This is a genomic window from Pseudoalteromonas sp. Ld20, assembly GCF_045064175.1.
Lineage (GTDB): Bacteria > Pseudomonadota > Gammaproteobacteria > Enterobacterales > Alteromonadaceae > Pseudoalteromonas > Pseudoalteromonas neustonica.
Genome location: NZ_JBISHB010000026.1, coordinates 377,777 through 402,884 on the forward strand (window position 1 = coordinate 377,777; position 25,108 = coordinate 402,884).

A 25,108-nucleotide genomic window follows, 5' to 3' on the forward strand; every position below is an offset into this window, starting at 1 on the left:
GTAATCATGATATACACTTACACAAACGTTAAATACAAAGCTTTAATCAAACTTAAATTGCAAAAGTGGAATCATGTTAGATGATATAGTGTTATTTGTGCATATAGTGCAGCAAGGTGGGTTATCGCAAGCTGGGCAGTATTTATCGCTGCCTGGTGCGACGGTCACCCGGCGTTTACAACGTCTTGAGTCTCGCCTTGGGCAAAAGTTACTACACCGTTCTGCGCGCCAATGTACGCTGACACAGCAAGGGCAGGTGTACTATCAAAGTTATGCAAATTTAGTTGAGCAATTTGAACAAACCAGTCATCAACTTAATCAACAAAAAGAACAACTAAGCGGTAAACTCAAAGTGCTTGCGCCGCTTAATATTTGCCATGGTTTTTTACGACCCATGTGGTTGTCGTTCACTAAAGCGTACCCTGATATTCAATTAGAGCTTGTTTTGGGTAACCAGCTTGAAGACATCATAAAAAACCAAGCCGATTTAGCCCTAAGAATAGGCCCACAGGAAGATTCACTGCTACAACAAAAAAAGCTCGGACAAGCAGATTCTATTTTGGTGGCGACTCCTAACTATTTAACTAGCACCGCTGAACTTAAAGAGCCAAATGATCTTAAACAGCACCGCTTAATTGGCACTACGCTTAGAAATAAATGGCCGCTGACCAATACCAAAACTCGCGCCAGTTACACGCATATGTGCCGCTTTAATAGCATTTATAACGATACAAGTTTTGTGAAATATCAAATATGCGATCATCAAGGGATAGGATTACTACCGCGATTTGAAATTATAAATGAGCTTAAAACAGGCGAGTTAGTAAGGGTTTTACCTGAATGGCAAAGTCTACCAAGGGAGATTTTTGCTATTTGGCCAAGCGGGCGTTTACTTAGTAAAAAATCGGTTTGTTTACGTGATTACATGCATATATTTATACAACAGCAACTACCAGAGGGCTAAGTGTTTGTGTGCCACTGATATTCCATTTGCTTCGCCGTAAGCTCAGCATGTTCTGGGCTTATTAACTCTGCAACTAGCGCTAAACACATATCAATTCCCGCAGAAATTCCGCCTGAGGTGGTAAATTTACCTTGCGATACCCAGCGTTTATTGGTGATCACATTTAGGCTTGGGAACATAGCAGCAAGATCAGCTTGATCTTCCCAATGTGTGGTAACCGTTAAGCCATCAAGTAAATCAGTTTTGGCTAATAAAAAAGCACCAGTGCAAACCGAGGCTACTTTAGCAGCAGCGTCAGCGGCTTCTCGTATCCAGTTAATTACGGCCCTTTTTTCAAGTTCATAGGTATGTACACCACCAACAACTATTAGCAAGTCTATCGCCGGATGATTATCAAAACTGTAATGGGGGTTTACACTAAAGCCTGCACGCGCAAGTACTGGTTTGTTTTGCTCGGCCACAAAAAATACCTGCCAATCATTATCAGCTAAGCGTTTTGCCGTGCTAAACACTTCAAATGGGCCTGAAAAATCCAGCACTTCTGCATCATTGTAAATATATATACCAATGTTCATCACTTGTTTTCCTTATGCTTTAGTATCATTTACGTCAAAAATTAGTTTTAACCACCTTAAATTTTTAGTCGTTAGATGTGCTTGTTCATGCAGTGATTCATCATCGTATACATCTTTATAAACATGACAAATTGCAACATCGGTAAGCTCACGCCACGTTTCATCTCCTAACTCAGGTATAGAACATTCACCTAAGTTAAAGCTGGTTAAAGGGTCATGCTCTGCTTCGGTTGTTCTAAGTGTGAGCTCCAACTCTTGCAAAATAGGGTTTATTACTTGCAGTGTATTAGCAGCCTCAAATTCTTGAATGATATTGTTTTGAGCTGTTTTGATTTCTTTTTCAAGTTGATATTGGGAAAATTTATCCGCAGAAGCACGCAAACCATATTTGTTCAATAGGCCTGTGACGCTTGGCAACACTGCTTTAGCTGCTATACCTGCCCCTAATAAAGGATTTGCTATGGCAGCAAGGCCACCGACTAATAGCATACCGTAAGTAAGCTTTTGATCTAACGCGTCTATATCATTTGCTAGTGACTGCAAGGTATTCGTTTGCCCAGTCGCTTGTGCTCGCATTATCTCATCAGTGCTGTTTAGCATGTAGAGCCTAAGTCCGGCTTCAGCGTGTTCGTTTGGGAAATGAAACACTCGTCGTTTAGGCAAGTTATTCACTTCGGGGACACCTTTAGGCAGGCAGCGCATGGTGTGTAGAGCAAATTTATACTCTGATAATTCGAAAGGGATTACAAAATAATGTTTTTCGTCAAACGATAGCGGGCTTACTTTTCCACAGTGCTCTAACGACATGAAAATAGGGAGTCCATTGACCTTTTCTTTTGCTAAAACATAGCCTTTACTAAACTCATCGGTGAGTTTATCTGATGCTAATTTTAGCGTAGCAATTCCTTTGTTTAAAAACTGTTTCATTCTCTTTATTAATCCAATTCTAGTTGGGCTCGTTCAACACTTTCAGCGGGTAAGTCTTTTTGCACTGAGACACCAAGCTCTTTAAACTCAGAGGCTTGTTTAATTAAGTTACCTTTACCACGATATAGCTGAGAAAATGCTTTGTCGTAGCTTTCTTTGGCTTTATCTAATTGTTTACCAACACCTTCCATACTGGTTAAAAAACCATTGAGCTTATTATAAAAACGCTCAGCACGATTAGCTAACTCTTTAGAGTATTTGGTTTGCTCTTCAAAGCGCCATAACTGTTTAACTATATTTAAACTTGTGAGTAGGGTAGTGGGAGTCGCAACTAGAATGTTTTTTTCAATTGCTTGTTGGTAGATATCACTTTGGTATTTAAGTGCTTCAACAAAAGCAGACTCTATTGGCACAAACATCACCACAACCTCTGGTGAATTAATTCCTGGGAGACGATCATATGATTTACTCGCCAATTCATTAATACGCGCTTTAACAGCCTCTACATGCTCTTTAATCGCTTGTTGCGCTTGAAGTTCGTTATCTGCATTTACATAGCGGGTGTAAGCATTGAGTGACGTTTTAGCATCTATAACCAAATGGCGACCTTGCGGTAAATATACCACTACATCGGGACGAAGGCGGCCATCGTCAGTATTAAACGACACCTCGCGTTTGTAATCAGTTCCAGCGCGCAGGCCTGCGCTATCTAACACGTTTTCAAGCATAAGTTCTCCCCAATTACCTTGGGTTTTCTTTTGCCCTTGGAGTGCGTTACTGAGCCTATCTGCTTGATCTGTTATTGCTTGGCTTTTGGCTTGTAAATGCAGCAGCTCTATTTTAAGTGCCTCGCGCTGTTTTACATCTTCAACGTGAATAGACTCTAACTTATCTCTAAAGCCTTTTAACTCGCCTTGCACTGGTTTTAATAGTTGTTCAATGCTCTCTTGGTTTAAAGCTTTAAACTTTTGCGATTTTTCTTCAAGGATTTGATTCGCTAAATTTTCAAACTCTTTTTTTAGCTGCTCTTTACTTTGTTTGATGTGTTCAAGCTGCTCTTCAAAGTGTGTTTGCTTTTGTTCAAGTACAGTGCGCATTGTACTAAGCTCTATGCCGCGGGCATTGTGTTCGCCACGCAGGGCTGTTAGTTCGCTTTCCGCTTTACGCCAATAATGGTTGTACTGTTGGCTTTGTTTTTCTTGCTCGGTAAAACGTGTTTTAAAATGTTGGGTTTCATCACGTTGCTCTTGATGGCTTCGCTCGAGCAAATCGTGTTCATCTAATAAGGCGCTGTATTGTTGTTGCTTTTCACTAAGTTGATTTTGTATTAGTAGCAGTTGCTGTTGGTGCTCACTCATTTGCTGCGATAAGCGTTTACCTTTATTTGAGTAAACGAGACCTAGAAGTACGGCACCAGTGGTAAAACCGACCCCAACACTCACCCAATCGATGCTTGTAAGTAGCTGTATATACATAAATAAACTTCATTAGCCTAAAGACACTTAATCATAACGAAGATCAAACAAGCAAGATAGCCATATTTGGCTCTAAGATACAGGTAAACATAGATGATTTAATTCAAACGAATAACCAAAAACACGTTTGTATTACGCGCTTCCCCCATTAAAAATATTACACGCTATTACAAATAAACGTAATAGCTTTTATTAGTAAAAAGTATCACCTACAATAAAACTCGTACCAAATAAGTACCGACTACACCAACTGTAACAAGGAAAGATAAAATGACGATTGCTCAACACCCTGATATTCAAGTTCCATGTAATGAAGACAATTTTTCGCAAACAGCCCACTTTACGCTGCTTCCGCATACAAGTGAAAGTTGGCTTACCTTCCATGTAAACACAGAAAGTAGCACACTTTTAACTGAAACCTTAAGTATCGAGTTTCAAAACCCAAAAGGCACAACCCCAGCCGGGCTTGCAGTAAAACAATTTGCTGAGCTTGTTGTAACACTTGATCAATCTGTTGCTGATGAATGGGTGTTTTATGGTAATGGTGTTGAATACTGTGGTGCTGGCAGTAACTGCCAGTATAACATTTCAACCTCAATAGATGCTTCAGGCAAGGTGCTTACTTTAAAAGTAACAGATGTTGGAGCGACCTATGCGTTTGCAGGGGTCGATACAGGTAACTTGGATAAAGTAATCGAAGTAACGCAAGGTGAAGATACAGCTTACTTACCTATTAGCTTTAGATATGTTGCAAAACATAATTCAGGTCAAATTTATATGTCGCAAGATCCTAAGATTGTTGTACGTAGACCTGGTAATACACTTTAATTTAAAGTAAAGCCACAACTAAAAGAAGAGTCATATTGCTGCATTAATGTAATAAACTCTTCTTTTTTGCACCAAGGTTTAAACCAAGGCAACTTAAACCACATCGGGTGGTAACCAATTGTTAATGACTTCTCTATATACATTATCGCTGATTGGTATTCACCAATAACACTGTAAACAAGTGCCGCAGTAAACACATACTCATAGTGCTCTGACGAGATACTAATTGCTTTATTTAGTGCCTGTAATGCAAGTTTAGCCTCACCTAATTGGCTATGCGCTTGCGCCACCTCTAAATAACCATCAAGAGTTTGTTTATCTTGCGTCAATTCAATGACTTTTAGATAATTAGCTGGGTATGACTCAATCAGGCCAAGCGACTTTTGTGTATCCGCTAAATTAAGCCTAAAGCTAACATGCTCGGGGTTTATATCAACAGCTTGCTGGGCAACTATTAATGCTTGTTCAAACTCACCTTGCAATGAATAAGCAATACTTAAGTTACTCAAATCTGTACTATCAGCCTTAATATTTATAGCCTGTTTATATTGCTTTATAGCAATTACTAAATCACCTTCGGTAAGTGCTATATCAGCCAATAATTGATTAGCCATATAATTTTGTGGGCTAACACTTATCACCTCATTAAGTAGCCGCTTTGCCTTTTCAATATCACCTTGCCACCACATAACCAACGCAAGGTTTTGCTTTATTAGCGGGTTAGAACGTATTTTTAATGCTAATTCAAAAGCTTGTTGTGCTTCAGGCAACTGATCTCGCTTTAAGTAGAGAGTACCTTGTAACTCATAAAGAGTTAAGGTGCTAGCGCCTACTTGTTCAGCTTTGGCCAAATACTGTGTAGCCGCAGACCAATCTTGTCTAGCAACCGCTATCAACATGGCATTTTTAGCAAATGCAGGGGTATTTTGATATGCCAACGGCGAGTTAAAAAGCAACTTACTGGCAGTATTTAAATACTCATCCTGTTGAGACTGCTGGTATAAACTCAGTGCAACCTCACGTAATAACTCATAGTTAGCGTATAACTGCGGGGTTTGTTCAATCGCGCTACTAATTTGCATGAATAGCTGTTCACTGTAATCGCCTACATGCTGCACTTTTTGATACAACTCGATATGTTCAATTTGTACTTTGTCGCTCAACTGCGACATTACAACATATTTATTATCAAAATCAGGGTAAAGTGCAGTTAATTGCTGACTGCTTGAATGGTGCATTTGACTATAATTATCAATAATAATAGGCCATTGCTTACGTGCTTTGACCGTCCAATTAGGTGCTTCTAAACGAACTAACGTTAAATAACATTGTGGCTGCATACAATTGAGTTCAGCTCTTACAGCTTCTTGCATACCTGTTGCAATACTTAACTGTTTTAACCTCTGTGTTAAAGTTTGTTGGTTGTTACTATCTTCAATAACTTTTATTTCATCTTCTGAGATAAGGTGTAAGTGTTTACTATTAATAATACCTTGTCTAACTGCATCATCTATCGTAGCTTTTACCATATTTATATCAGCTTCGAAAAGCGGAGGCACTTTTATTTCAGGGGCTAAAAATACAACATAATGTTCTTCTGGTTTATGTACTTCAAACTTATACATTAAGCCTGTGGTTATGGCTGCAATCCCCATCACTGCACCTAAAATCACCCACTTTTTAGGTGATTTTGTTTTTACGACTAATTGATCAAGTGGAATTGTCTCTTGCGCTAAAATTTCTTGCTGTTTAATAGCAATAATAATGTCTTGTAACCTGCGTTCGACGCTTTGAGCATTTACGGGACGACGTGATTTTTTTCGCTGTAGTAATTGATTGAGTAAATCACATAATTCATTGGGTAGTGCGGGAATTATCTCGTGTGCATTGCTGGCTTTTCCATTTGCAATATTATTAGCTAATGCTTGCGCGGCCCCTTCACCAAAGGGATGACGGCCACTAATAAACATATATGCTAGTATACCAAATGAAAATAAATCGCTTTTAAAATCAACAGGCTCTTTTCTTATCTGTTCAGGTGACATCGCACTTGCACTGCCAAAACTCAGCCCCTGAACAGACTCACCAGTATCAGTATTATGTAAAGCGGCAATACCAAAATCTGTAATTTTTAATACGTTTTTCTCAGTATCAATTATGATATTTGCGGGCTTTAAATCGCAATGAATTACTTGCTGACTATGTGCATGAGACAAGCCTGCACATAGCTGTAAAAGTATGTTCAGTTTATCCAACAAACAACAAATATGCTGTTGCTGGAACTGTTGTAAGGTTTTGCCTTTCAAATACTCCATAACAATGCATAGTTGGTCTTCAAACATCAGTACATCATGTATTTGCACAATATGTGGATGATTAAGACGAGCTAATAATTGTGCTTCATTAAGAACGTTGATATCTGCCGCCGATTGTGTGGAATTAACTTTAATAAGTTTAATTGCCACATAGCGCTTCAAACGGGTATCTTCAGCAAGATAGACAGAGCCCATTCCGCCTTGATTAAGTAATTTTATTAATTTGTAATTAACGATTGTTGTATTAAATTTTTCCACGCTGTTATGCGGTTGCGACATTCGAGGTTCTCTCTAACTCATGCCCTTTGTATATTTCAAAGGTTTTACCTGCAAAGCGAACTCTGCGTAATTGTCGCTCAATAATATTTTCAGCATCATGAACATGCGTTAAAACTTCAGAAAACTGTTTGCGGGCACGATGAATCTGAATATTTAAATATCGCATATCAACCCCTAAGTCTTTAACTAACCGATCTGTTTCTACCCAGCCTTGGTTAGCGGGTGTAACACCACGCTGTGCGTCTTCAGCACGATATCGCGCTAAATTAAGTGTTAGATAGTGATGACAGCGAGCATGTAAATCAATTTCTTTGTTATTGTACTTTATTGTAAGTTCAGAGATTTCTTCATCAAGGCTCAGGTTAAAATGAAACTCCAAATCATTAATATACAACTGTGGCACACTGCTCATTTGTGTTACATCGTCTATATGACTAGATAGAAACATCCAACGAGAATCGCCAAGGGTAATTATATGATTATCTTGCAACACTTCAGGGTCATCTTGTGTGGCGTCATCTAATGATTCTAAGTGCCACTGACCACTGCTGTTTTCAAAAACAACAACATGATCAGGATTGTGCTCAGGTACTAGATGATAATGACTAAGCGAAATGACGTCTGTTGTTTTTTTATTATACTCATCAAGTCGAATTAATTGATCTGCAGGTGCTGCTAGGTTTTTTACAACATACGTTGTTTCTGAGTTACCTGAAAAATATATTTTGTCGCCAATGCAAAGTAACTTGGGCTCATCTTTTACAAGGCGTTTATTGTTTAGCCACGTTCCATTTAGGCTTAAATCTCTAATAAACCATTTACCGTTTACCCATTCAATAATAGTATGGATTTTAGATACACTCGGATCACTTACCAAAGTATCGACTGAGTATTGATAACGACCAAAGGTATGATGTGCGTATAAAAAACAATAATCGTTTGTACGTTTATCAATTAAATGAGCCATAATTGCACCTTGTTCTATCGTTGAATACAGAAGCCAAATGTATCAGTAAAAATTCCTTACATTTTAAAGCTAAACGCAAGAGATTTACATTACTGAGTATATTGATAATTAGTGAAGATTACACTTCGAAAAGTAAATAATATGTACTTTTTTAAGGTAATTGTGCCCAATATCATAAAAAACAAAACAATCCTAAGTATATGAACTCATTTCTTATCTAATACACACCAGTAGGGTGGCTATTTTCAACTAAATAGATTAGTTATTTTTTATAAATTAAATCAATAGGTTCGTAAACCTCTTAATCAAAATTAGGTTAATGGATATGGATAAAATTAAAACAAAAAAAACCAGCTTAAAAAGCTGGTTCAATCATTACTAAATTTAGTAACCAATAGGGGGGAAATCAACATGATACTTGGATAAACTGCAATTCATCAACAAGCACAGTAGTAGACGTCGCCTTACTTATTAAGTTCAAAAATAATTAAAATTTAATTTAGTCTCTAAGCTACGGGCATAAAAAAAGCCAGCTCAAAGCGGGCTGGCTCAATCATTACTAAATTTAGTAACCAAATAGGGAAATCAACATGTTGCTTGTGCAAACTGCAATTTAACAACAAGCACAATAGTAGACGCCGCCTTACTGATTAAGTTCAAAATAATTAAAATTTAATTTAGTCTCTAAGCTACGGGCATAAAAAAAGCCAGCTCAAAATGGGCTGGCTCAATCATTACTAAATTTAGTAACCAAATAGGGAAATCAACATGTTGCTTGGATAAACTGCAATTCATCAACAAGCACAATAGTAGACGCCGCCTTACTGATTAAGTTCAAAAATAATTAAAATTTAATTTAGTCTCAAAGCGACAGCCATAAAAAAAGCCAGCTCAAAATGGGCTGGCTCAATCATTACTAAATTTAGTAACCAAATAGGGAAATCAACATGATGCTTGTGCAAACTGCAATTTAACAACAAGCACAATAGTAGACGCCGCCTTACTTATTAAGTTCAAAAATAATTAAAATTTAATTTAGTCTCTAAGCTACGGGCATAAAAAAAGCCAGCTCAAAATGGGCCGGCTCAATCATTACTAAATTTAGTAATCAAATAGGGAAATCAACATGATGCTTGTGCAAACTGCAATTCATCAACAAGCACAATAGTAGACGCCGCTTTACAGGTTAAGTTCAATAAAAGATCCTCTATTTTGAGTATCTTTTTTTAATTTTTGATCAAAGACAACATTTGTTCTTCATCTAACTTAGTAAAACTCATTGATTTATCAGTAAATAATGCATCAACAAGGGCTTGCTTCTCTTGTTGCATTTTAAACACTTTTTGCTCAATTGAATTCGCCATAATTAATTTATAAACAAAAACGGGGTTTGTTTGACCGATCCTATAAGCGCGATCTGTTGCTTGCTTTTCAACGGCAGGGTTCCACCATGGATCAAAGTGGATCACTGTATCAGCCTGAGTTAAATTAAGACCAGTTCCACCCGCTTTAAGACTAATTAGAAATACAGAGGTGTTACCACTGGTAAATTCATCTATTACTTTATCGCGATGCCGTGTTTGCCCTGTAAGTAAGCTAAAGCTAATTGATTGTTCATTAAGTTGTGTGGCAATAATGTCTAAGGCGCTAGTAAATTGGCTAAAGATAATCACTTTACGTCCTTCGCTAAGCATCATAGGTAGGTGATTACTGATCCAATCTAACTTCGCGCTGCGTGCAGTAGTATGCTCATCAATTAATTGCGGATGACAACAAATTTGCCTTAACTTTAATAACGCATCTAAAAATGCAAGCTTGCTTTTTTGCATACCTTGCGCGGCAAATAAATCGATCATCTTTTCTTCAAGTGCTTCAGTGATCCCTTGATAAATTGCTTTTTGCTGTGATTCAAACTCAAATTCTTTTATCAACTCAGTCTTTAAAGGTAGCTCTTGTGCCACTTCAGCTTTAGTACGGCGCAAAATAAATGGCATTATTAATGACTTTAATTCGCGGGCACGCTCACTATCACCATCACGTTCGATCGGGGTTTGAAAATGTTGTTTAAAATGGCTTTGCGAACCCAGTAATGATGGCATAGCAAAATCGAGTAACGATTTAAGTTCAAAGAGATTATTTTCGATCGGTGTCCCACTTAAGCAAAGTTTAAAGTCGGCATTTAAACGTTTAACCAATCGCGATACCTGTGCGCTGTCATTTTTAATATATTGCGCTTCATCAAGTATAATGTTTTCAAAATATAATGGTGAATAATAGGCTATATCACGTTTTAGTAGCGGGTAGGTTGTTAAAATACACTCTGCTTGCGCTAAATGTGATAATTGTTCGACTCGTGCAGAACCAAATATTGTTGTCACTTTTATGTCACTGGCAAACTTAGTGATCTCGTTTTGCCAATTACTAACTAAGCTTGTTGGACAAACAATCAATGTTGGTCCAGCTTGTGGGTTTTGTTTAGCATTGGCTAAAAAAGCAATGACCTGAAGCGTTTTACCCAGGCCCATATCATCGGCAAGAATACCACCGAGTTGATGGCGTTTTAGAAAATGTAACCAATCAACGCCTTGTTGCTGATATTCGCGAAGTTGAACCCCCGAGTTTAAGCCCTGCAATTTATACTTAACGTCTTTTTTTTGTATTGTTAGCTCTGCTAAATAACGTTCTAAACTATCGTCAACTAAATTAACATTAATACACTCCAAAGCCATTAATTCAGGTAAAAACGACAGGGGTATAAGTAACTCATCTCGTGTTTTTATAAATTCAAACCGCTGCTTAAACTCAGTTAATAAATTGAAGACCGATTTCTCAATTACCCCGAATTGTTTACCCTCAGTGTAATAATAAAATTGTTCACTTTGACGGTTTAATGACTGATACTCAGGGTTATCGTTAGCTAAAATATGGGCAGCTTTTAAATTTGAGATCAATATTTTACTAACAACTTGATGTCCTTTTCCTCGTTTAATATCGAGACAAGGCGTTGTTAAACTTTTTTTGATCACTAATTTTTTATCGCTAATTTTCCAGCCTCGCTGGCGAAGCATTGGAATTACTTCAAATTTAAACCAATGGTTATGAGTAATGGACTGTTTACTAAAGATAAATGTATTTTGTAAAGCCCCTTTACATGATTCAAATCCAAGGTTAATTAATTCATTTAGTACTGTATTCTCAAGCGCTTTATTAAGTAATTTAACCGGCGCGGAATTAGGCTGATAAAGCTGACCTTGATAATTAAATTGCAAACTAAATTGTAACTGCTTTTTATCATTACTTACGTCTATCACCGCGTATGCATCAGCAATGCGTTTCAATTTCTTTTTTTCTACAGGCTGATAATGGGGAATAACACCATCACCAAAATTGGCTACTAATTGCTTATAAACACGTTCGAAATTGGTGGTATGAATTGCTGGTATAGATTGAATATGTGCAACTTCTTCACCACTGAGAGGTGTACGTAAACGACCTATTTTTAATGACTCTGTTTCAATGTAAGTGGGTGGGGTTGTTTTTAATAGCAGCCAAGGTGATTTATCGCATAAATCAATATTTAAATGCGTAAGATCTTTTTTATGTGTCCAACTAAAGCTGAGTTCTTTAGCGCTATCCGCTTTGATTGAACTACGGGAGCGTCCAAAAAACAAACGCTGCGTTGCTATTAGTTGTTGTAGTGCAGTAAAACCCCATTGGCCTTTGAGCTCAAGATGACCTAAGGCGTTTTGTGAACGTATCCAACTGAATAATCGAAAATCACTTTCAAGCAGGTCTATAGGTGTAACAAAGCTATTAAGCTGTTGCTCAGTTAAATTACGGCCTAATGTATAATTATGCTCTTTTGAATAGGCTGCAATCTTTGGTGTAAGAATAACGCGAGTATCTTCAACATCAAGTACGAATAACAAAACATTTTTTACTGTCGTAACTTCTGTTTGCTTTAACGTTTTAAGCTCATCAAACCAATCATTTATTATGTAATCTTGGCCGTATTCACCTGAATGCTCAATTTTAAGTTTAAGTAAAACCGCAGCTAAATGACGACAACTTGTTTTTGCATTACATGAACAATGACGTTCAACTGAAAACCCAGTTGGTAATTTTTTGATCTCAATATGCTGATTAAAGGTATTCCCTTCATTACCGAGCATAGACGCATCAATAACAGAAAAATCGCTATTATATTCAAGGCAATTAATTTGACCATTCGCTAAATATTCTTTTGCTCTACTTAGTACATTAGGTTTAAACAACTGTTTTATAAACCGTTCAGATAGAGGAAATTGAGTAGCTTGTTCTTGTTTTATTTCTTCAAAAATAGCTAACAGGTCATTCTTTGATAAATTAGCAGACATAGTGCTCGAAGCATTAAAAATAAAGAATAATTTTACCAGTATATGATTTATATGTACTGAGCTAAAGCATTAAAACAACAAATTATACTTGTTGGAGCTGGTGAGTTGGTAAAAAATAGCTTTGTGCATAAAAAACAATCATCGGGGGTGGCGACAAAACAATTAACAAACAACTAAGGCACAAGTTATAAACAACTTAATAACAATGGAGGGGCTTTACAGATCAGATTTTTACTAAGCAATGGGTGATAAGCAAAGAAGGGAGAAAAACCCACCATTAAGTTAGTAAAATAATGATCTTTAATAGGTATTTAGCTTGATTTGGTGTAATTCGGATCGTTATTTAACTAACTTAGAGGTAGTCGAGATCACTATTTTACTAACAAAAGCGTGATCTCAGATCATTATTTTATCAACTAGTTAAAAGCATTTAAAAGCTTTGTTAACTGTTCTAAGCGTCTGTCAGTCATCACTTTATTATCAATCTTAATCGATAAATCACCACTTTTAACATTACGCTGAACACTAACATAGTCGCTTTCAAGTAAAGCTTCACGACGATGGGTGTTTACAGGCTCGGCAGTTAAAGATTTGGTAATCGCCATTGCGCGCTTATCGTCACCAATAATCTCATTGATACTTTGATCATTAGCGAGTAATTCAACTTGTTGATTAAATGTTGTTTCATTGCGTTCTTTTGCAGCTATTAATTTTTTTGCGACTTCTCGGCCAACATGATTAGCCGTTGGATACAACGCTAGAACGCTAGCAGGTAGCTTCTCGTAAGCTTTAATGGCATCAGCAATGGCTGTGTGAGAAACCCCTTCAATTGCCGCTATTTCACGATAGGAGCCCTTTTTACCATCATTAATTAATTCATCTTTTGTTTGTTGATACGCTTGGCCAAGCTCCCACAAACTTGGTGCGATGTATTGATCCGATGAAACAGCTAAAATTTTGGCATCAAGATCTGTAAAATCACTTGAACTAAGTACCATGTAATCAGCATTTCCTAATATACATGCCATACGACGACGTGAGCCTGCCAGTACAAGTGTTTCATCACCTTTATCCCAGCATAGGGCTGGATGTTGGTTACGCCCGTCGTCAGTGATTGCAGGAAGAATATCAGCTACTGATTTTTCATTTAAAAGTGATTGTACTCGTCGGTTTTTGCCATACACTTTAGTCATGAGTTCTATGTCATTATGCGGGATCATTTTACACACCAATGTGATCTGACGATTTGGATCGCTTGGAGCTGGCATTTTTATCACATCACCGGCATTGGCCTGTTCAAGTAGCTCATCAAGGCTGCTATTGCCGATAGACGTAGCAAAAGGATCTAAGCTGGTGTCATTTTTACGTTTTTTAGCCATTATTATTAACTACCTTACTTAGCTTTATTAAGTTGAGATTGCGTTGACTTCCAATTAGAACGAATCAACATTTCAAGTTCATCAACTACATCTTTGATATTTTCTTGTGCTCTGATCAATGATTCTCGACTAGCAAGGCTATCTGATGTTTTTTGATCAAAAATAGTATTAAATGATGATGAACTGGCTGTAATTGCTGAGCTGTGGTTTATTGGATAGCTCATGACTTGACGCCCAAATGCACTACGAACATCTTTCACTATGTCACGCTGAGAATGATTACCTTTAACGTAATTAGTCACTAAAAACTGCATGAAATCCCAACCTTCATGGCCTAAAGAAGCCACTGTATGGTAAATCTCACCAAGTCGTTTTAGGTATTTATTATTTGCATCAAAATCAACGGCTTCAGGGTGCACAGGTATTAACATTGCTGTAGATGCCATTAAAGCATTATAAAACATAAAGTTAAGTGAAGGTGCTGTATCAATTAATATAATATCAAACTGATCTTTTACAGGGTTAATCACTTTTTCAAGTAATTTATGATAATGACGTGTTTTATCGTAGCTTGAACTATCTTTCAATAACGTTGCCGTCTCATGTTCAAAATAAAAGTCGTCCATACCAGAAGGTAAAATACGAATATTTGGAATGTGCGTTGGTAAAAATGAATTTGATACAAGTTGTTCCCATGTTTCATTTTCATCAAGTTCAATGCAATTACGCATTAAGTCGCCGACTGTTATAGGTTCTGGTTCGCTCGGTGGGAAAAAACTAGAAGAAGAACCTTGAGGATCTAAGTCAATAATACCAATACGATAACGTTTAATATTTGTAGTTGCCAATGCTGCTGCAATATTTACCATGCTAGTTGTTTTACCACAGCCACCTTTGAGTGAATTGATGACAATAACTTGTAATTTATCATCAATATTGCGGTGATCTGGTTGAATATCCATGATATCAGCCATTGAGAAAATATTTACCAGAGTGTAAGCATAATGACCGTTAGCACCACGTTTAATATTTAAATCATCGAAGTCGCCATTATCGTGACGTCTTTTTAAGGTTCGGTTGTTGCACCCTAATAAATCTGCCGCTGCTTTTTGGGTATATGTTCTAAGTTCTTTTTCTTCAGATTTTAGATGAGCGCGATAATGTTGAATACGTCCTTCTAATGACTTTTCTGCGACTTCAGCAGTTGCTTTTAAAAGACCATATGTTGCTAACGCATTACTATGAATTGACATGCTTTATTCCTCAAAGTTAGGTGATAAGTATAATGTCCATTCAATTAACTGTAAACAACTATTTATGGAGACATTACTTTTATTTAGAAGACATTCAAAACTTAATATTCAAACTTTAATATTGCTTAGTATAAATAAAGAAGGTTAAAGGTGGTTAGTATATAAGGTAATAAAGGTTAAGGGTCTTAAAAAGCCACTTAACTAATTGATTTTAATAAACAATAGTAAATAAGTTAGATCACGTTTATACTTGGTTAAGATCAGATCTTTTACTACTGATGGATCACTATTTTACTAAGCACAAATATAACAATAAAGTTACACACAAGTTAAACACATTGTTGTTCACAATAAGCAGTGTTTAGATCATTATTTTACTAAGTTAATTAATAAGTTATACACTAACGAGTGGTTAAATGAGTGGGTTTGATTAGTATAGATCTGATCTGTACTAGGTAGAGATCAGATCTATTCCAACTCATAGTTGTATTATCCACAGGCATGCTTTCTAAATGGACGATATGTCGTGTGTTTTTTAATAAAAACTAAAATGAAATGGACAAATTTGCTATTGAGTTAGTAAAAATTAGATTTGTAACTGCCTAGTTAGTAAAAAAGTGATCTGTAAATCATGATTACAACCTTGACTTAGTATAAAAGTGATCTGATGATATATTTTAAACTTGGATCAGTTTTATACTAACTTAAACATTTAACTTTTACAGTTTAATGTGTTGTTATTAGATGTCGCAACAAAATTTGGAAATAAGAACAATGAGCCGAAAGGTCAACATCTCGGTAGATAACTTACCCGATACATTACGGGGACAGATCCACGGGGTGGAAAGTGCAATCGATAACGAGAGTCTCGCTTTATTCACCGATAATAAAGATGTCCGTGTTTCAATCGAAAATGCTGCACATGGATTACGAGCATACTCAAACACATTTAATCATTATGATTTATGGGGACGTTTTGTTCGCTCTGGTCATAAAAAGCTCCCTTTAGAAGAAGCACCAAAAAAAACGATCATTACACGTAAAATATCAGAAAAAGTAGATGGTATTTTGTATGACGGTGAAATAAAAATAACACCAGCTGTTGTCAGTAGCCGTAAAGATGGTGAAGATATTGAATATTTAGTTTGGCCATCCGATCGTGAAGAAAAGGTTGAGCGCGCACTCATTCGTTTGGCCTCAAAAGGTAAAATCGTTAAAATAAATTTTAAGTCCGGTATTCAATATGCCGTTGTTTTTTCGATGAACGAGTTGGCTCAAGAACTTAAAGCTGTTGGGCAATCTATGCCTTATCCACAAATTAAAGAAGCTTTAGAAGCACTGCAAGGATCTAAGTTATCATTTAAGTATTCTGCGACGGATACAAAAAATACAGATATTGATGACTCTTTTTATGAGTCAAATATGAACTTTCTTTCATCGTTGCATTTTAGTGGTAAAAAAGGGCAGGGGGGCAATGTAAAATGTGTTGCATGCCTGAATGCGTTTGTTCATAACATGATCGATAACCTTGAATATAAAGGTTATTATTTCAACAGCGCGCAAGAGCTGAAGCGTGGTCTGTCTCGTTGGATGATGTTACGTTTGTATCACCTTTGGCGTTATGCTGCACCAGGAAAAACTTACCACTTTAGATTACTATCGATCATGGAAAAATATGGCTCTATTTATTCCACAGATAATATTACTGAAAATAAGTTGAAAGCGCTGCGTCGTGATATGACAACGACGATGAAAGACTTAATTGAGAAAGGCGCTATTTCAGAATACAGTATTACGAATGTAAAAGATGATAAAACGGGAAATATTATTGATTATACATATGAAATGCACCCGTCAGATCAATTTTGTGATGAAATACTTACTTTGAATAAACATAATAAGCGGATTGAAATTCAAGGCGGTAAGCGTGTAGTTGAAAATGTAGTTCACCTTGATGAAGATACTATTGAGGCGATAGTCCAAGATTAACCGCTTAGTTTAGTTTAGTGTAGTTATTAAAAAGGCCGCTATTTAGTGGCCTTTTTAACATAATCAACTTTCTATTTGTTCCATATATAACCTATCAACAAGAAAATCATATTCTTTTTTTCTTGGGTGTCCATCTGGTTTTAGATAATCAGATAAAATACCCAGCTTTACATCCGGTTCAGGGTTAATCAAAATAAAGGGTAAGGCAGCACTGACATGATAACGATCTTGAGCTGTGTATCTAACATTAACTTGAGGGCTTACACGGGTTGGTCGTCTAATTCTGAGTTTATCTTTATCTCCCAAGCTTGCTACACGTAATTTTTCTTGAGCAACAAGTGATTGCCAACTTTGTTGGTCTATCATTCGAGGGTTAGAATAACCGGCTGATTTTTCCAGCATTTCGAGTGCCATTTTTTTTGTTAAAGTTTTTGTTGCGTGTTTATGCATCCAAGTAAAACGTACTGAGTAAGGTGAATTCACTTCAAAATGAATTTTACGGTAGGCCGCAAGCGTGATTAAATTTGGAATAGCATTATGAACAGCTTCAAAGCGCGCATCATTATTATCAATGGCTAAAATACACTCTTTAAATGCAGCTTTAGCTTTGTTTAATTGTTGAATTCGAGCAATAAGGTGTTGTTGATCCGCATTATTAATTACTAATAAGCCAGGGTGTCGCTTTAAAACTCGGCTACTAAGACCTGATTTTTTATATATATCACCAAACGAATTTAAAATTGATTTATGTGCAGCATCCCCCGTGATTTTAGTAATATTAATAGAGTTAGGTACAATTTTTTCATCATTACAGCCTACGTCAGGTAATTGATAAAAATCGGCTTTTGAATAACCACATTCTTTTAAATCATCAATAAAAAGATTAGTTAAATCATTTAGTAAATCAAACTGACTTCTAATTTGTACTTTAGATACCATAAGAACACATCATACAAAGATTAAGATCAATATTTTACCATATAGAGAAGCAGGTTCGAAATATTAAAAACAGCCTTTCTTCTGATAACTAAATATTCAATCATACTCAGAGCTAAGTTGCTACTATTAAAATAGTTATAAGTATGATGTGTTCTTTGTTTCACTTGATTTATTTCCCTCCCATTGTTTCATAGGTATATGAAACAATGGGGATGTAACAGAACGTAGCGAAAATCACGGAGGCTTGTCCAAATCTGTACTATTGAACACATGGAACTTCAAAGAAATACGCATTACGTTTTAGGATCTAGTGAATATCTAAGTATCTACAGAAAGTGTTCTAATAGCCTTATAGAGCAAGGATAAAAGCAATTATTCAAAAGATTTGGCAATGATATAATTGAGTTAGAAATACCAGAAGAACATATTCATATGGAAGTTCGAAGTGAACCGAAAATGTCACAGAGTAAAATAGTAAAGAGTATTTCGGCGAGATAACTTTTGCGACTTTATCCAGATGTAAAAAGGCGATACTTTTGGGCTGGCAAGCTTTGGACTCAGAGTTATTTTGTTGAAACGATAGGAAATGCAAACGAAGATACGATCAGAGCGAATGTACAAAATCATCAAACCAAATTAGACAATAAAGAAAAACACGGGGCTCAGTTAGGGCTCCTTTAAACTCGGTCGCTTGCAGCCTATGTTAATAACAAAAAAAGTTGCTTTAGTGCTAATCATTTAAAAATATGACGCAGAGCATATATATCGTATTTATAAAGATATTCTGGTTTAAGTGTACAAAAGGTAATGCATAACCATATTAATGGGCTTCATACATAGGAAAGGCTTTCTAGCTATCCTGTATAGTAAATAATGATACGCGCAGAGCGAACTTGGAGCGGTTAAGTTTAGGGTTGGGTATATTTCGATACGGCAAAATAAGTAGGTGTTTTTGCAGTAGATATGTTTTCACCTTCTATTAGCGAAGTTTATTATATCTTTAAGACCAGTTACCTAGCACACAGTTACAGGGCCTTGCTGGTAACACCTACTGAATGAACTACTATAAACTAAGGCCAATGAACTAGGCAGCTCTTTAAACTGGTCAATTGAAATAGGAGGGTATTTAATTTATAAACTTACAGCTATTTTCTTCAGCTTCACAGTCATACCAAAATATTAAAATGTAATAGACAGCTAGCCTTGGTAAAGCAATTCAGTTTTATATTAATTCGTGGTAATTCGATATCACTAAAGCGATATGACCGAGTTATTAGATGAAATAAAATCCAGATATTAAAACCCAAAGTAATTCTTCATAGCACGCATTATTAATTCTATCCACTGTTAGCCCTAAATTACTAAATAGACACTGTAATGTTAAGGTTACAATGCACTTAAATTTAAGTATGATGTGTTCTTTTATTGGTGTTTAACTAATTATGTTCAAGTACATATATATTCCATCTCTTTAATTAACTATTTATTCATATTAATTAATAGCTTAATAGGTTTTTACAATAACTTAGTATCAGTAATTGTGCTTTTGAGCACCTCTGATTATCAATAATATTTATCTCATAACTAAATAATTGATAATTAGCGAATATAGTCCTTGAACAGCGCCACTGCATACGTTAATTTCACCTATCAGGTAAACGTAGGAATGAGGAAATAATATGCAGTCGTGGAACCCAAATAGCTGGAGAGAGCTCCCAATACTTCAGCAACCACAGTATCCAGATCAAGAAGCACTAAAGACTGTCGAAGGACAATTGAAAAGCGCACCCCCATTAGTATTCGCTGAAGAAACTCGTAGCTTGTTTAAACAACTTGAAGACGTATGTGAAGGTCGTGCCTTCTTGCTCCAAGGTGGTGATTGTGCAGAATCATTTAGTGACTTTAATGCCGCAAATATTCGAGACACATTTAAAACAATTTTACAGATGGCTGTAGTGTTAACTTATGGTGGAAAATGCCCTGTAGTTAAAATAGCCCGTATGGCAGGCCAATACGCAAAACCACGTTCAGCAGATTTAGAAACAATCGATGGTGTCTCATTACCATCTTACCGTGGTGATATAGTAAATAATTTTGATTTTACCGAAGAAGCGCGAATCCCAGACCCACAACGCTTAATGACCGCTTATCACCACAGTGCAGCAACACTTAATTTATTACGCGCGTTTGCCCAAGGCGGACTTGCTGATTTACATCAAGTAAATCGCTGGAACATGGGCTTTGTAGCCGCGAACCCGCTGAAAGAAAAATACCAACAACTTGCTGATAAAATTCAAGATGCACTTGAATTTATGGAAGTATGTGGCATAAATTCCACAATCGCACCTTGCTTAAAAGAGACTGATTTATATACGTCTCATGAAGCATTATTACTAGGTTATGAAGAAGCGCTTACTCGTCGAGATCACCTCTCTGGTGACTGGTATGATTGCTCAGCACACTTCGTTTGGATTGGTGAACGTACACGCCAATTAGATCATGCACACATTGAGTTTTTTAAAGGTATCAAAAACCCAATAGGCGTTAAAGTTGGTCCAGGAATGGACCCAGACGATCTAATCCGTTTAATTGATGCACTTAACCCAGATAACATACCAGGTCGTTTAACATTGATCACACGTATGGGTGCAGATGTTCTGCCTGAAAAGTTACCTGCATTAGTCCGTCGCGTTCAACAAGAAGGCCGCAAAGTAATTTGGAGCTCTGATCCAATGCACGGCAATACAGAAAAAGCCACATCAGGTTATAAAACACGTAGTTTTGATAATATACTTCGTGAAATTAGTCAGTTCTTTGCTGTTCACAAAGCGGAAGGTTCATACGCTGGGGGTGTTCATTTAGAGATGACAGGCCAGCATGTAACTGAATGTACCGGTGGCGCTTATGGATTGTCTGATGATGACCTTGCACAGCGTTATCGCACACAGTGTGACCCACGCTTAAATGCTGATCAAGTATTAGAACTTGGTTTCTTAGTTGCTGACTTATTAAAAGACGCACGTAAGTAAGCTAAGAAAATAAAAGCCGCAAGTGCGGCTTTTTTAATGTCCGATATTATTTAGTTCACCAATCCAAGCATCTCAATAAAAACTAAGTTAGTACTTACGACGCTCAAGATTAGTATCAGATATGATTTTTGCAGATATTTCTTCGACAGAATGGTTAGTCGAATTCAAATATGCAATTTTATGTTTTTTATACAACATTTCTACTTCACGCACTTCAATTCTACATTGCTTTAACGACGCGTATTTTGAATTAGCCATTCGACGTTGGCGGATATCAGCTAATCTCACTGGATCAATTGTCAGACCAAACAGTTTTTGCTTATATGCTACTAAGCAAGCGGGTAGCTTACCAGTTTCAAGGTCTTCCTCTGTAATAGGGTAGTTTGCAGCTTTAATACCATATTGTAATGCTAAGTATAAACTCGTCGGTGTTTTACCACTGCGGCTAACTCCCACTAAAATAATATCCGCTTCTGCGTAATTATTTATATTTGCGCCATCATCATTAGTCAACGCATAGTTCACAGCATCAATTCTAAAATCATAACTTTTTTCATGCATTGAATGAGTACGGTGAATTTTTGGAACTGGTGCAACCTTTAACTCTTGTTCAATTTTATCACTAAATGTGGTTAAAAAATCGTACGTAATTGCTGAGGAAGAACGAATTATCTCGCTCAAATTATGATTTACAAAAGTGAAAAATACGAGCGGCTTTTCACCTTCTCTTTGCGCAGTTGCATTAATTAACGCTTTTACTTCGTTTGCTTTTTCTTCAGTTTCAACAAAAGGAATAGTTTTATGATTAAATTCAACGGGAAATAATGACAAAGTAGCATGGCCAAAAACCTCAGAAGTAATCGCTGTACCGTCAGAAATATAAAATGCAGTTCTCATATTAACCTTTTTCTTACGTTTAATAGTTAAAATAGGCACCCCACGGTTTACGTAAGGTCTGTTGCCAGTGTAGAATGAAGGCGACCTTTTTAGAAGGTTTTCTTTCTTAACTCTCACAGTTATTACTACAATTTGTTTTTTGGAGAAAGATCCGTGCAAGAATACGTTCTCTGGTATCAAGAGCTTGGTATGCAAGATGTTCCTCGTGTTGGCGGCAAAAATGCCTCACTCGGTGAAATGATTTCAAACCTAGCAAACGCTGGTGTACAAGTCCCAGGTGGTTTTGCTACAACCGCCGACGCATTTAATGAGTTTCTTGAGCAATCAGGACTAAATGCAAAGATCCACGACATTTTAGACACACTGGACGTGGAAGATGTAAATACACTCGTAAAAGTCGGTGCTGATATTCGTCAGTGGATTATCGACACACCATTTCAACCTAATTTAGACAAAGCTATCCGCGAAGCATACAGCCAACTACACGGCGATGCAGCAGACGATGTTTCATTTGCAGTTCGTTCATCAGCTACAGCTGAAGACATGCCAGATGCATCATTCGCAGGCCAACAAGAAACCTTCCTCAATGTGCGTGGCATAGACTCTGTAATGGTCGCCATCAAACATGTATTCGCATCGCTTTTCAATGACCGTGCGATTTCATACCGTGTACACCAAGGTTATGATCATCGTGGCGTAGCATTATCTGCGGGTATTCAACGTATGGTACGCTCTGATAAATCATCATCAGGCGTAATGTTCAGTATCGATACGGAATCAGGTTTCGAAGATGTTGTATTTATTACATCTAGTTATGGTCTAGGCGAAATGGTTGTACAGGGTGCAGTAAATCCTGATGAATTTTATGTTCATAAACCAACTCTTGCTAAAGGCAAACCATCCGTTGTGCGCCGTAACATCGGTTCAAAAGCGATTCAAATGATTTACTCTGCTGATCAAGCACATGGTAAACAAGTTGAAATCGTTGACGTAGATGCATCCCTTTCAAACCAATTTTCAATTACCGATGCTGAAGTTCAAGAGCTTGCAAAACAAGCCGTGATCATCGAAAAGCATTACGGCCGCGCGATGGATATCGAGTGGGCTAAAGACGGTAATGACGGCAAGCTTTACATCGTTCAAGCACGCCCTGAAACAGTACGTTCAAACGAAGACACGAATATAATGGAACGCTTTCAACTAAATGGCAGCAGTAATGTTGTTGTTGAAGGACGTGCCATCGGTCATAAAATTGGCTCTGGTGTCGTGCGTGTTCTTGATTCAATTAAAGAAATGGACCAAGTACAAGTAGGTGACATCTTAGTTACTGACATGACAGACCCTGATTGGGAACCTATCATGAAACGCGCTGCTGCGATTGTAACTAATCGTGGTGGTCGTACATGCCATGCGGCAATCATCGCCCGTGAATTAGGTATTCCAGCAGTGGTTGGGTGTGGTAATGCCACAGACCTAATTAAAGCAGGCCAAGAAGTAACAGTATCATGTGCTGAAGGCGACACCGGCTTTATTTACGAAGGTATTTTGGATTTCGAAATCCTCACTTCACGCGTTGATAAAATGCCTGAACTACCAATGAAAATCATGATGAACGTCGGTAACCCTGATCGCGCATTTGATTTTGCACGCTTACCACACTCAGGTGTTGGTCTTGCCCGCGTTGAATTTATTATCAACCGCATGATTGGTGTTCATCCTAAAGCATTGCTTAATTTTGATGCACAAACCGATGCATTAAAAGCTGAAATCACCGACATGATTGCAGGTTATGAATCACCGGTTGAATTCTATATCTCTAAATTAGTTGAAGGTATTTCTACCTTAGGCTGTGCATTTGCACCAGAGCGCGTTATTGTTCGTATGTCTGATTTTAAATCAAACGAATATGCTAACTTAGTTGGCGGACAACAATACGAGCCAGAAGAAGAAAATCCGATGATCGGTTTCCGCGGCGCAGCACGCTATATCTCGGAAGATTTCCGTGATTGTTTTGCACTTGAGTGTGAAGCAATAAAACGTGTGCGTAACGACATGGATATGGCCAACATTGAAATCATGATCCCATTCGTACGCACCCTTGAAGAAGGTAAACGCGTTATCGAATTACTTGAAGAGCATGGCCTTAAACGTGGCGAAAATGGCTTAAAAGTAATCATGATGTGTGAACTTCCATCAAATGCACTGCTTGCAGATGAGTTCCTAGAACACTTTGATGGCTTTTCAATTGGTTCAAACGATTTAACCCAGCTAACGCTTGGCTTAGATCGTGACTCTGGTTTAATTGCACATTTATTTGATGAACGTGACCCTGCAATCAAAAAACTACTTTCAATGGCAATTAAAACGGCTAAAGCAAAAGGAAAGTATGTAGGTATTTGTGGTCAAGGTCCTTCTGATCATGAAGACTTTGCAGCTTGGTTAGTAGAGCAGGGCATCGATTCTGTTTCACTAAACCCAGATACAGTACTTGAAACGTGGTTATACCTTGCTAAAAAATTAGCAAAATAACTCGTTTAGCATAATAAAAAATGCCAGCAACATTGCTGGCATTTTTTTATCAGGACGTTAATAGCTTTTATCGCGCTAATTTTTTATCTAAAAAAGCACATGATTTAGTGAGTGCTTTTTGACAGAGTGCCAAGTAATGGCGTGCTTTTGGATAATAAAACGAAAAACACATAAACCCAACAATAAAAAAGATTAAAGATGGCCCAGGTACTACAGCAAAAAATAACCCAAGCAATATAAATAAACTGCCAACTAAAAGTAAAATACATTTTTTCATTTAAATTCCCTCGCAACTAAGCTTCTAATATCGAGTATAAGTAATCACAGCACTTTTACGATCAAAAGAGTGTTACAAACTGTAAAATCTTCAATTTCTATTGCTCTTGA

Annotated in this window: 16 protein-coding genes and 1 pseudogene; 6 read left to right on the plus strand and 11 right to left on the minus strand. The window is 37.0% G+C overall.

Going from position 1 to position 25,108, the window contains the following annotated elements; all coding sequences use genetic code 11:
* The first annotated feature begins 73 nt into the window (after positions 1–73).
* Positions 74–964 carry a LysR family transcriptional regulator gene (locus ACJJVX_RS03760; protein WP_405630239.1) on the plus strand — a complete coding sequence of 297 codons (891 nt, stop codon included), beginning with the start codon at positions 74–76 and terminating at the stop codon, positions 962–964.
* Here ACJJVX_RS03760 and ACJJVX_RS03765 read toward each other — a convergent pair.
* From ACJJVX_RS03765 to rmuC, 3 genes are read right to left on the minus strand one after another with little or no spacing between them, the layout of a single operon-like run.
* Positions 961–1,539 (minus strand): DJ-1/PfpI family protein, encoded by a 579-nt coding sequence (locus ACJJVX_RS03765; RefSeq protein WP_405630242.1) that lies wholly within the window; start codon positions 1,537–1,539, stop codon positions 961–963. The two genes, ACJJVX_RS03760 and ACJJVX_RS03765, sit on opposite strands and share 4 nt — an antisense overlap.
* 12 nt (positions 1,540–1,551) lie before the next feature.
* Positions 1,552–2,466 (minus strand): hypothetical protein, encoded by a 915-nt coding sequence (locus ACJJVX_RS03770; RefSeq protein WP_235575684.1) that lies wholly within the window; start codon positions 2,464–2,466, stop codon positions 1,552–1,554.
* A gap of 8 nt (positions 2,467–2,474) precedes the next feature.
* Positions 2,475–3,941 (minus strand): DNA recombination protein RmuC, encoded by a 1,467-nt coding sequence (gene rmuC / locus ACJJVX_RS03775; RefSeq protein WP_405630243.1) that lies wholly within the window; start codon positions 3,939–3,941, stop codon positions 2,475–2,477.
* 270 nt (positions 3,942–4,211) lie between these two features.
* Here rmuC and ACJJVX_RS03780 point away from each other — a divergent pair, with 270 nt between their 5' ends.
* The gene (locus tag ACJJVX_RS03780) at positions 4,212–4,769 is read left to right on the plus strand and encodes a hypothetical protein (RefSeq protein WP_170172876.1); all 558 of its coding nucleotides are present in this window, start codon (positions 4,212–4,214) and stop codon (positions 4,767–4,769) included.
* Here ACJJVX_RS03780 and ACJJVX_RS03785 read toward each other — a convergent pair.
* The 5 genes from ACJJVX_RS03785 to ACJJVX_RS03805 form a co-directional block, all read right to left on the minus strand.
* Positions 4,766–7,363 (minus strand): protein kinase domain-containing protein, encoded by a 2,598-nt coding sequence (locus ACJJVX_RS03785; protein WP_405630246.1) that lies wholly within the window; start codon positions 7,361–7,363, stop codon positions 4,766–4,768. The genes ACJJVX_RS03780 and ACJJVX_RS03785 overlap by 4 nt on opposite strands.
* Positions 7,347–8,330 carry an FHA domain-containing protein gene (locus ACJJVX_RS03790; RefSeq protein WP_054203910.1) on the minus strand — a complete coding sequence of 328 codons (984 nt, stop codon included), beginning with the start codon at positions 8,328–8,330 and terminating at the stop codon, positions 7,347–7,349. Before ACJJVX_RS03790 ends, ACJJVX_RS03785 begins: the two co-directional genes overlap by 17 nt.
* Positions 8,331–9,556: 1,226 nt before the next feature.
* On the minus strand, positions 9,557–12,706 hold the full coding sequence (locus ACJJVX_RS03795) for an SNF2-related protein (protein ID WP_405630249.1): 3,150 nt from the start codon (positions 12,704–12,706) through the stop codon (positions 9,557–9,559).
* Between the two features lie 416 nt (positions 12,707–13,122).
* Positions 13,123–14,085, minus strand: coding sequence for a transcriptional regulator (locus ACJJVX_RS03800; RefSeq protein WP_405630250.1), 963 nt, complete (start codon positions 14,083–14,085; stop codon positions 13,123–13,125).
* Positions 14,086–14,099: 14 nt separating this feature from the next.
* Positions 14,100–15,338, minus strand: a complete 1,239-nt coding sequence (locus ACJJVX_RS03805; protein ID WP_054203907.1) for an AAA family ATPase — start codon at positions 15,336–15,338, stop codon at positions 14,100–14,102.
* A 774-nt stretch (positions 15,339–16,112) separates the two neighbouring features.
* Between ACJJVX_RS03805 and ACJJVX_RS03810 the strand changes: the two genes are divergently transcribed.
* Complete coding sequence (locus ACJJVX_RS03810; RefSeq protein ID WP_054203906.1) at positions 16,113–17,327, plus strand: hypothetical protein; 1,215 nt, start codon at positions 16,113–16,115, stop codon at positions 17,325–17,327.
* Positions 17,328–17,390: 63 nt separating this feature from the next.
* Here ACJJVX_RS03810 and ACJJVX_RS03815 read toward each other — a convergent pair whose 3' ends face one another.
* A complete protein-coding gene (locus tag ACJJVX_RS03815; protein WP_405630251.1) occupies positions 17,391–18,266 on the minus strand; it encodes a DNA replication terminus site-binding protein in 876 nt (291 codons plus the stop codon).
* A 381-nt stretch (positions 18,267–18,647) separates the two neighbouring features.
* Between ACJJVX_RS03815 and tnpA the strand changes: the two are divergent.
* Both tnpA and ACJJVX_RS03825 read left to right on the plus strand, forming a co-directional pair.
* A pseudogene (gene tnpA, locus ACJJVX_RS03820) lies at positions 18,648–18,947 on the plus strand (IS200/IS605 family transposase); the annotation flags it as partial.
* Positions 18,948–19,945: 998 nt separating this feature from the next.
* On the plus strand, positions 19,946–21,295 hold the full coding sequence (locus tag ACJJVX_RS03825; RefSeq protein ID WP_054203904.1) for a class II 3-deoxy-7-phosphoheptulonate synthase: 1,350 nt from the start codon (positions 19,946–19,948) through the stop codon (positions 21,293–21,295).
* An 87-nt stretch (positions 21,296–21,382) separates the two neighbouring features.
* On the opposite strand, the gene ACJJVX_RS03830 is transcribed toward ACJJVX_RS03825, so the two are convergent.
* Entirely contained in the window at positions 21,383–22,192 is an 810-nt protein-coding gene (locus ACJJVX_RS03830; protein WP_405630253.1) for a pyruvate, water dikinase regulatory protein, read from the minus strand.
* A 153-nt stretch (positions 22,193–22,345) separates the two neighbouring features.
* Here ACJJVX_RS03830 and ppsA point away from each other — a divergent pair, with 153 nt between their 5' ends.
* A complete protein-coding gene (gene ppsA / locus ACJJVX_RS03835) occupies positions 22,346–24,721 on the plus strand; it encodes a phosphoenolpyruvate synthase (protein ID WP_405630255.1) in 2,376 nt (791 codons plus the stop codon).
* 67 nt (positions 24,722–24,788) lie between these two features.
* Here ppsA and ACJJVX_RS03840 read toward each other — a convergent pair whose 3' ends face one another.
* Entirely contained in the window at positions 24,789–24,998 is a 210-nt protein-coding gene (locus ACJJVX_RS03840; RefSeq protein ID WP_342884632.1) for a hypothetical protein, read from the minus strand.
* Positions 24,999–25,108 lie beyond the last annotated feature (110 nt).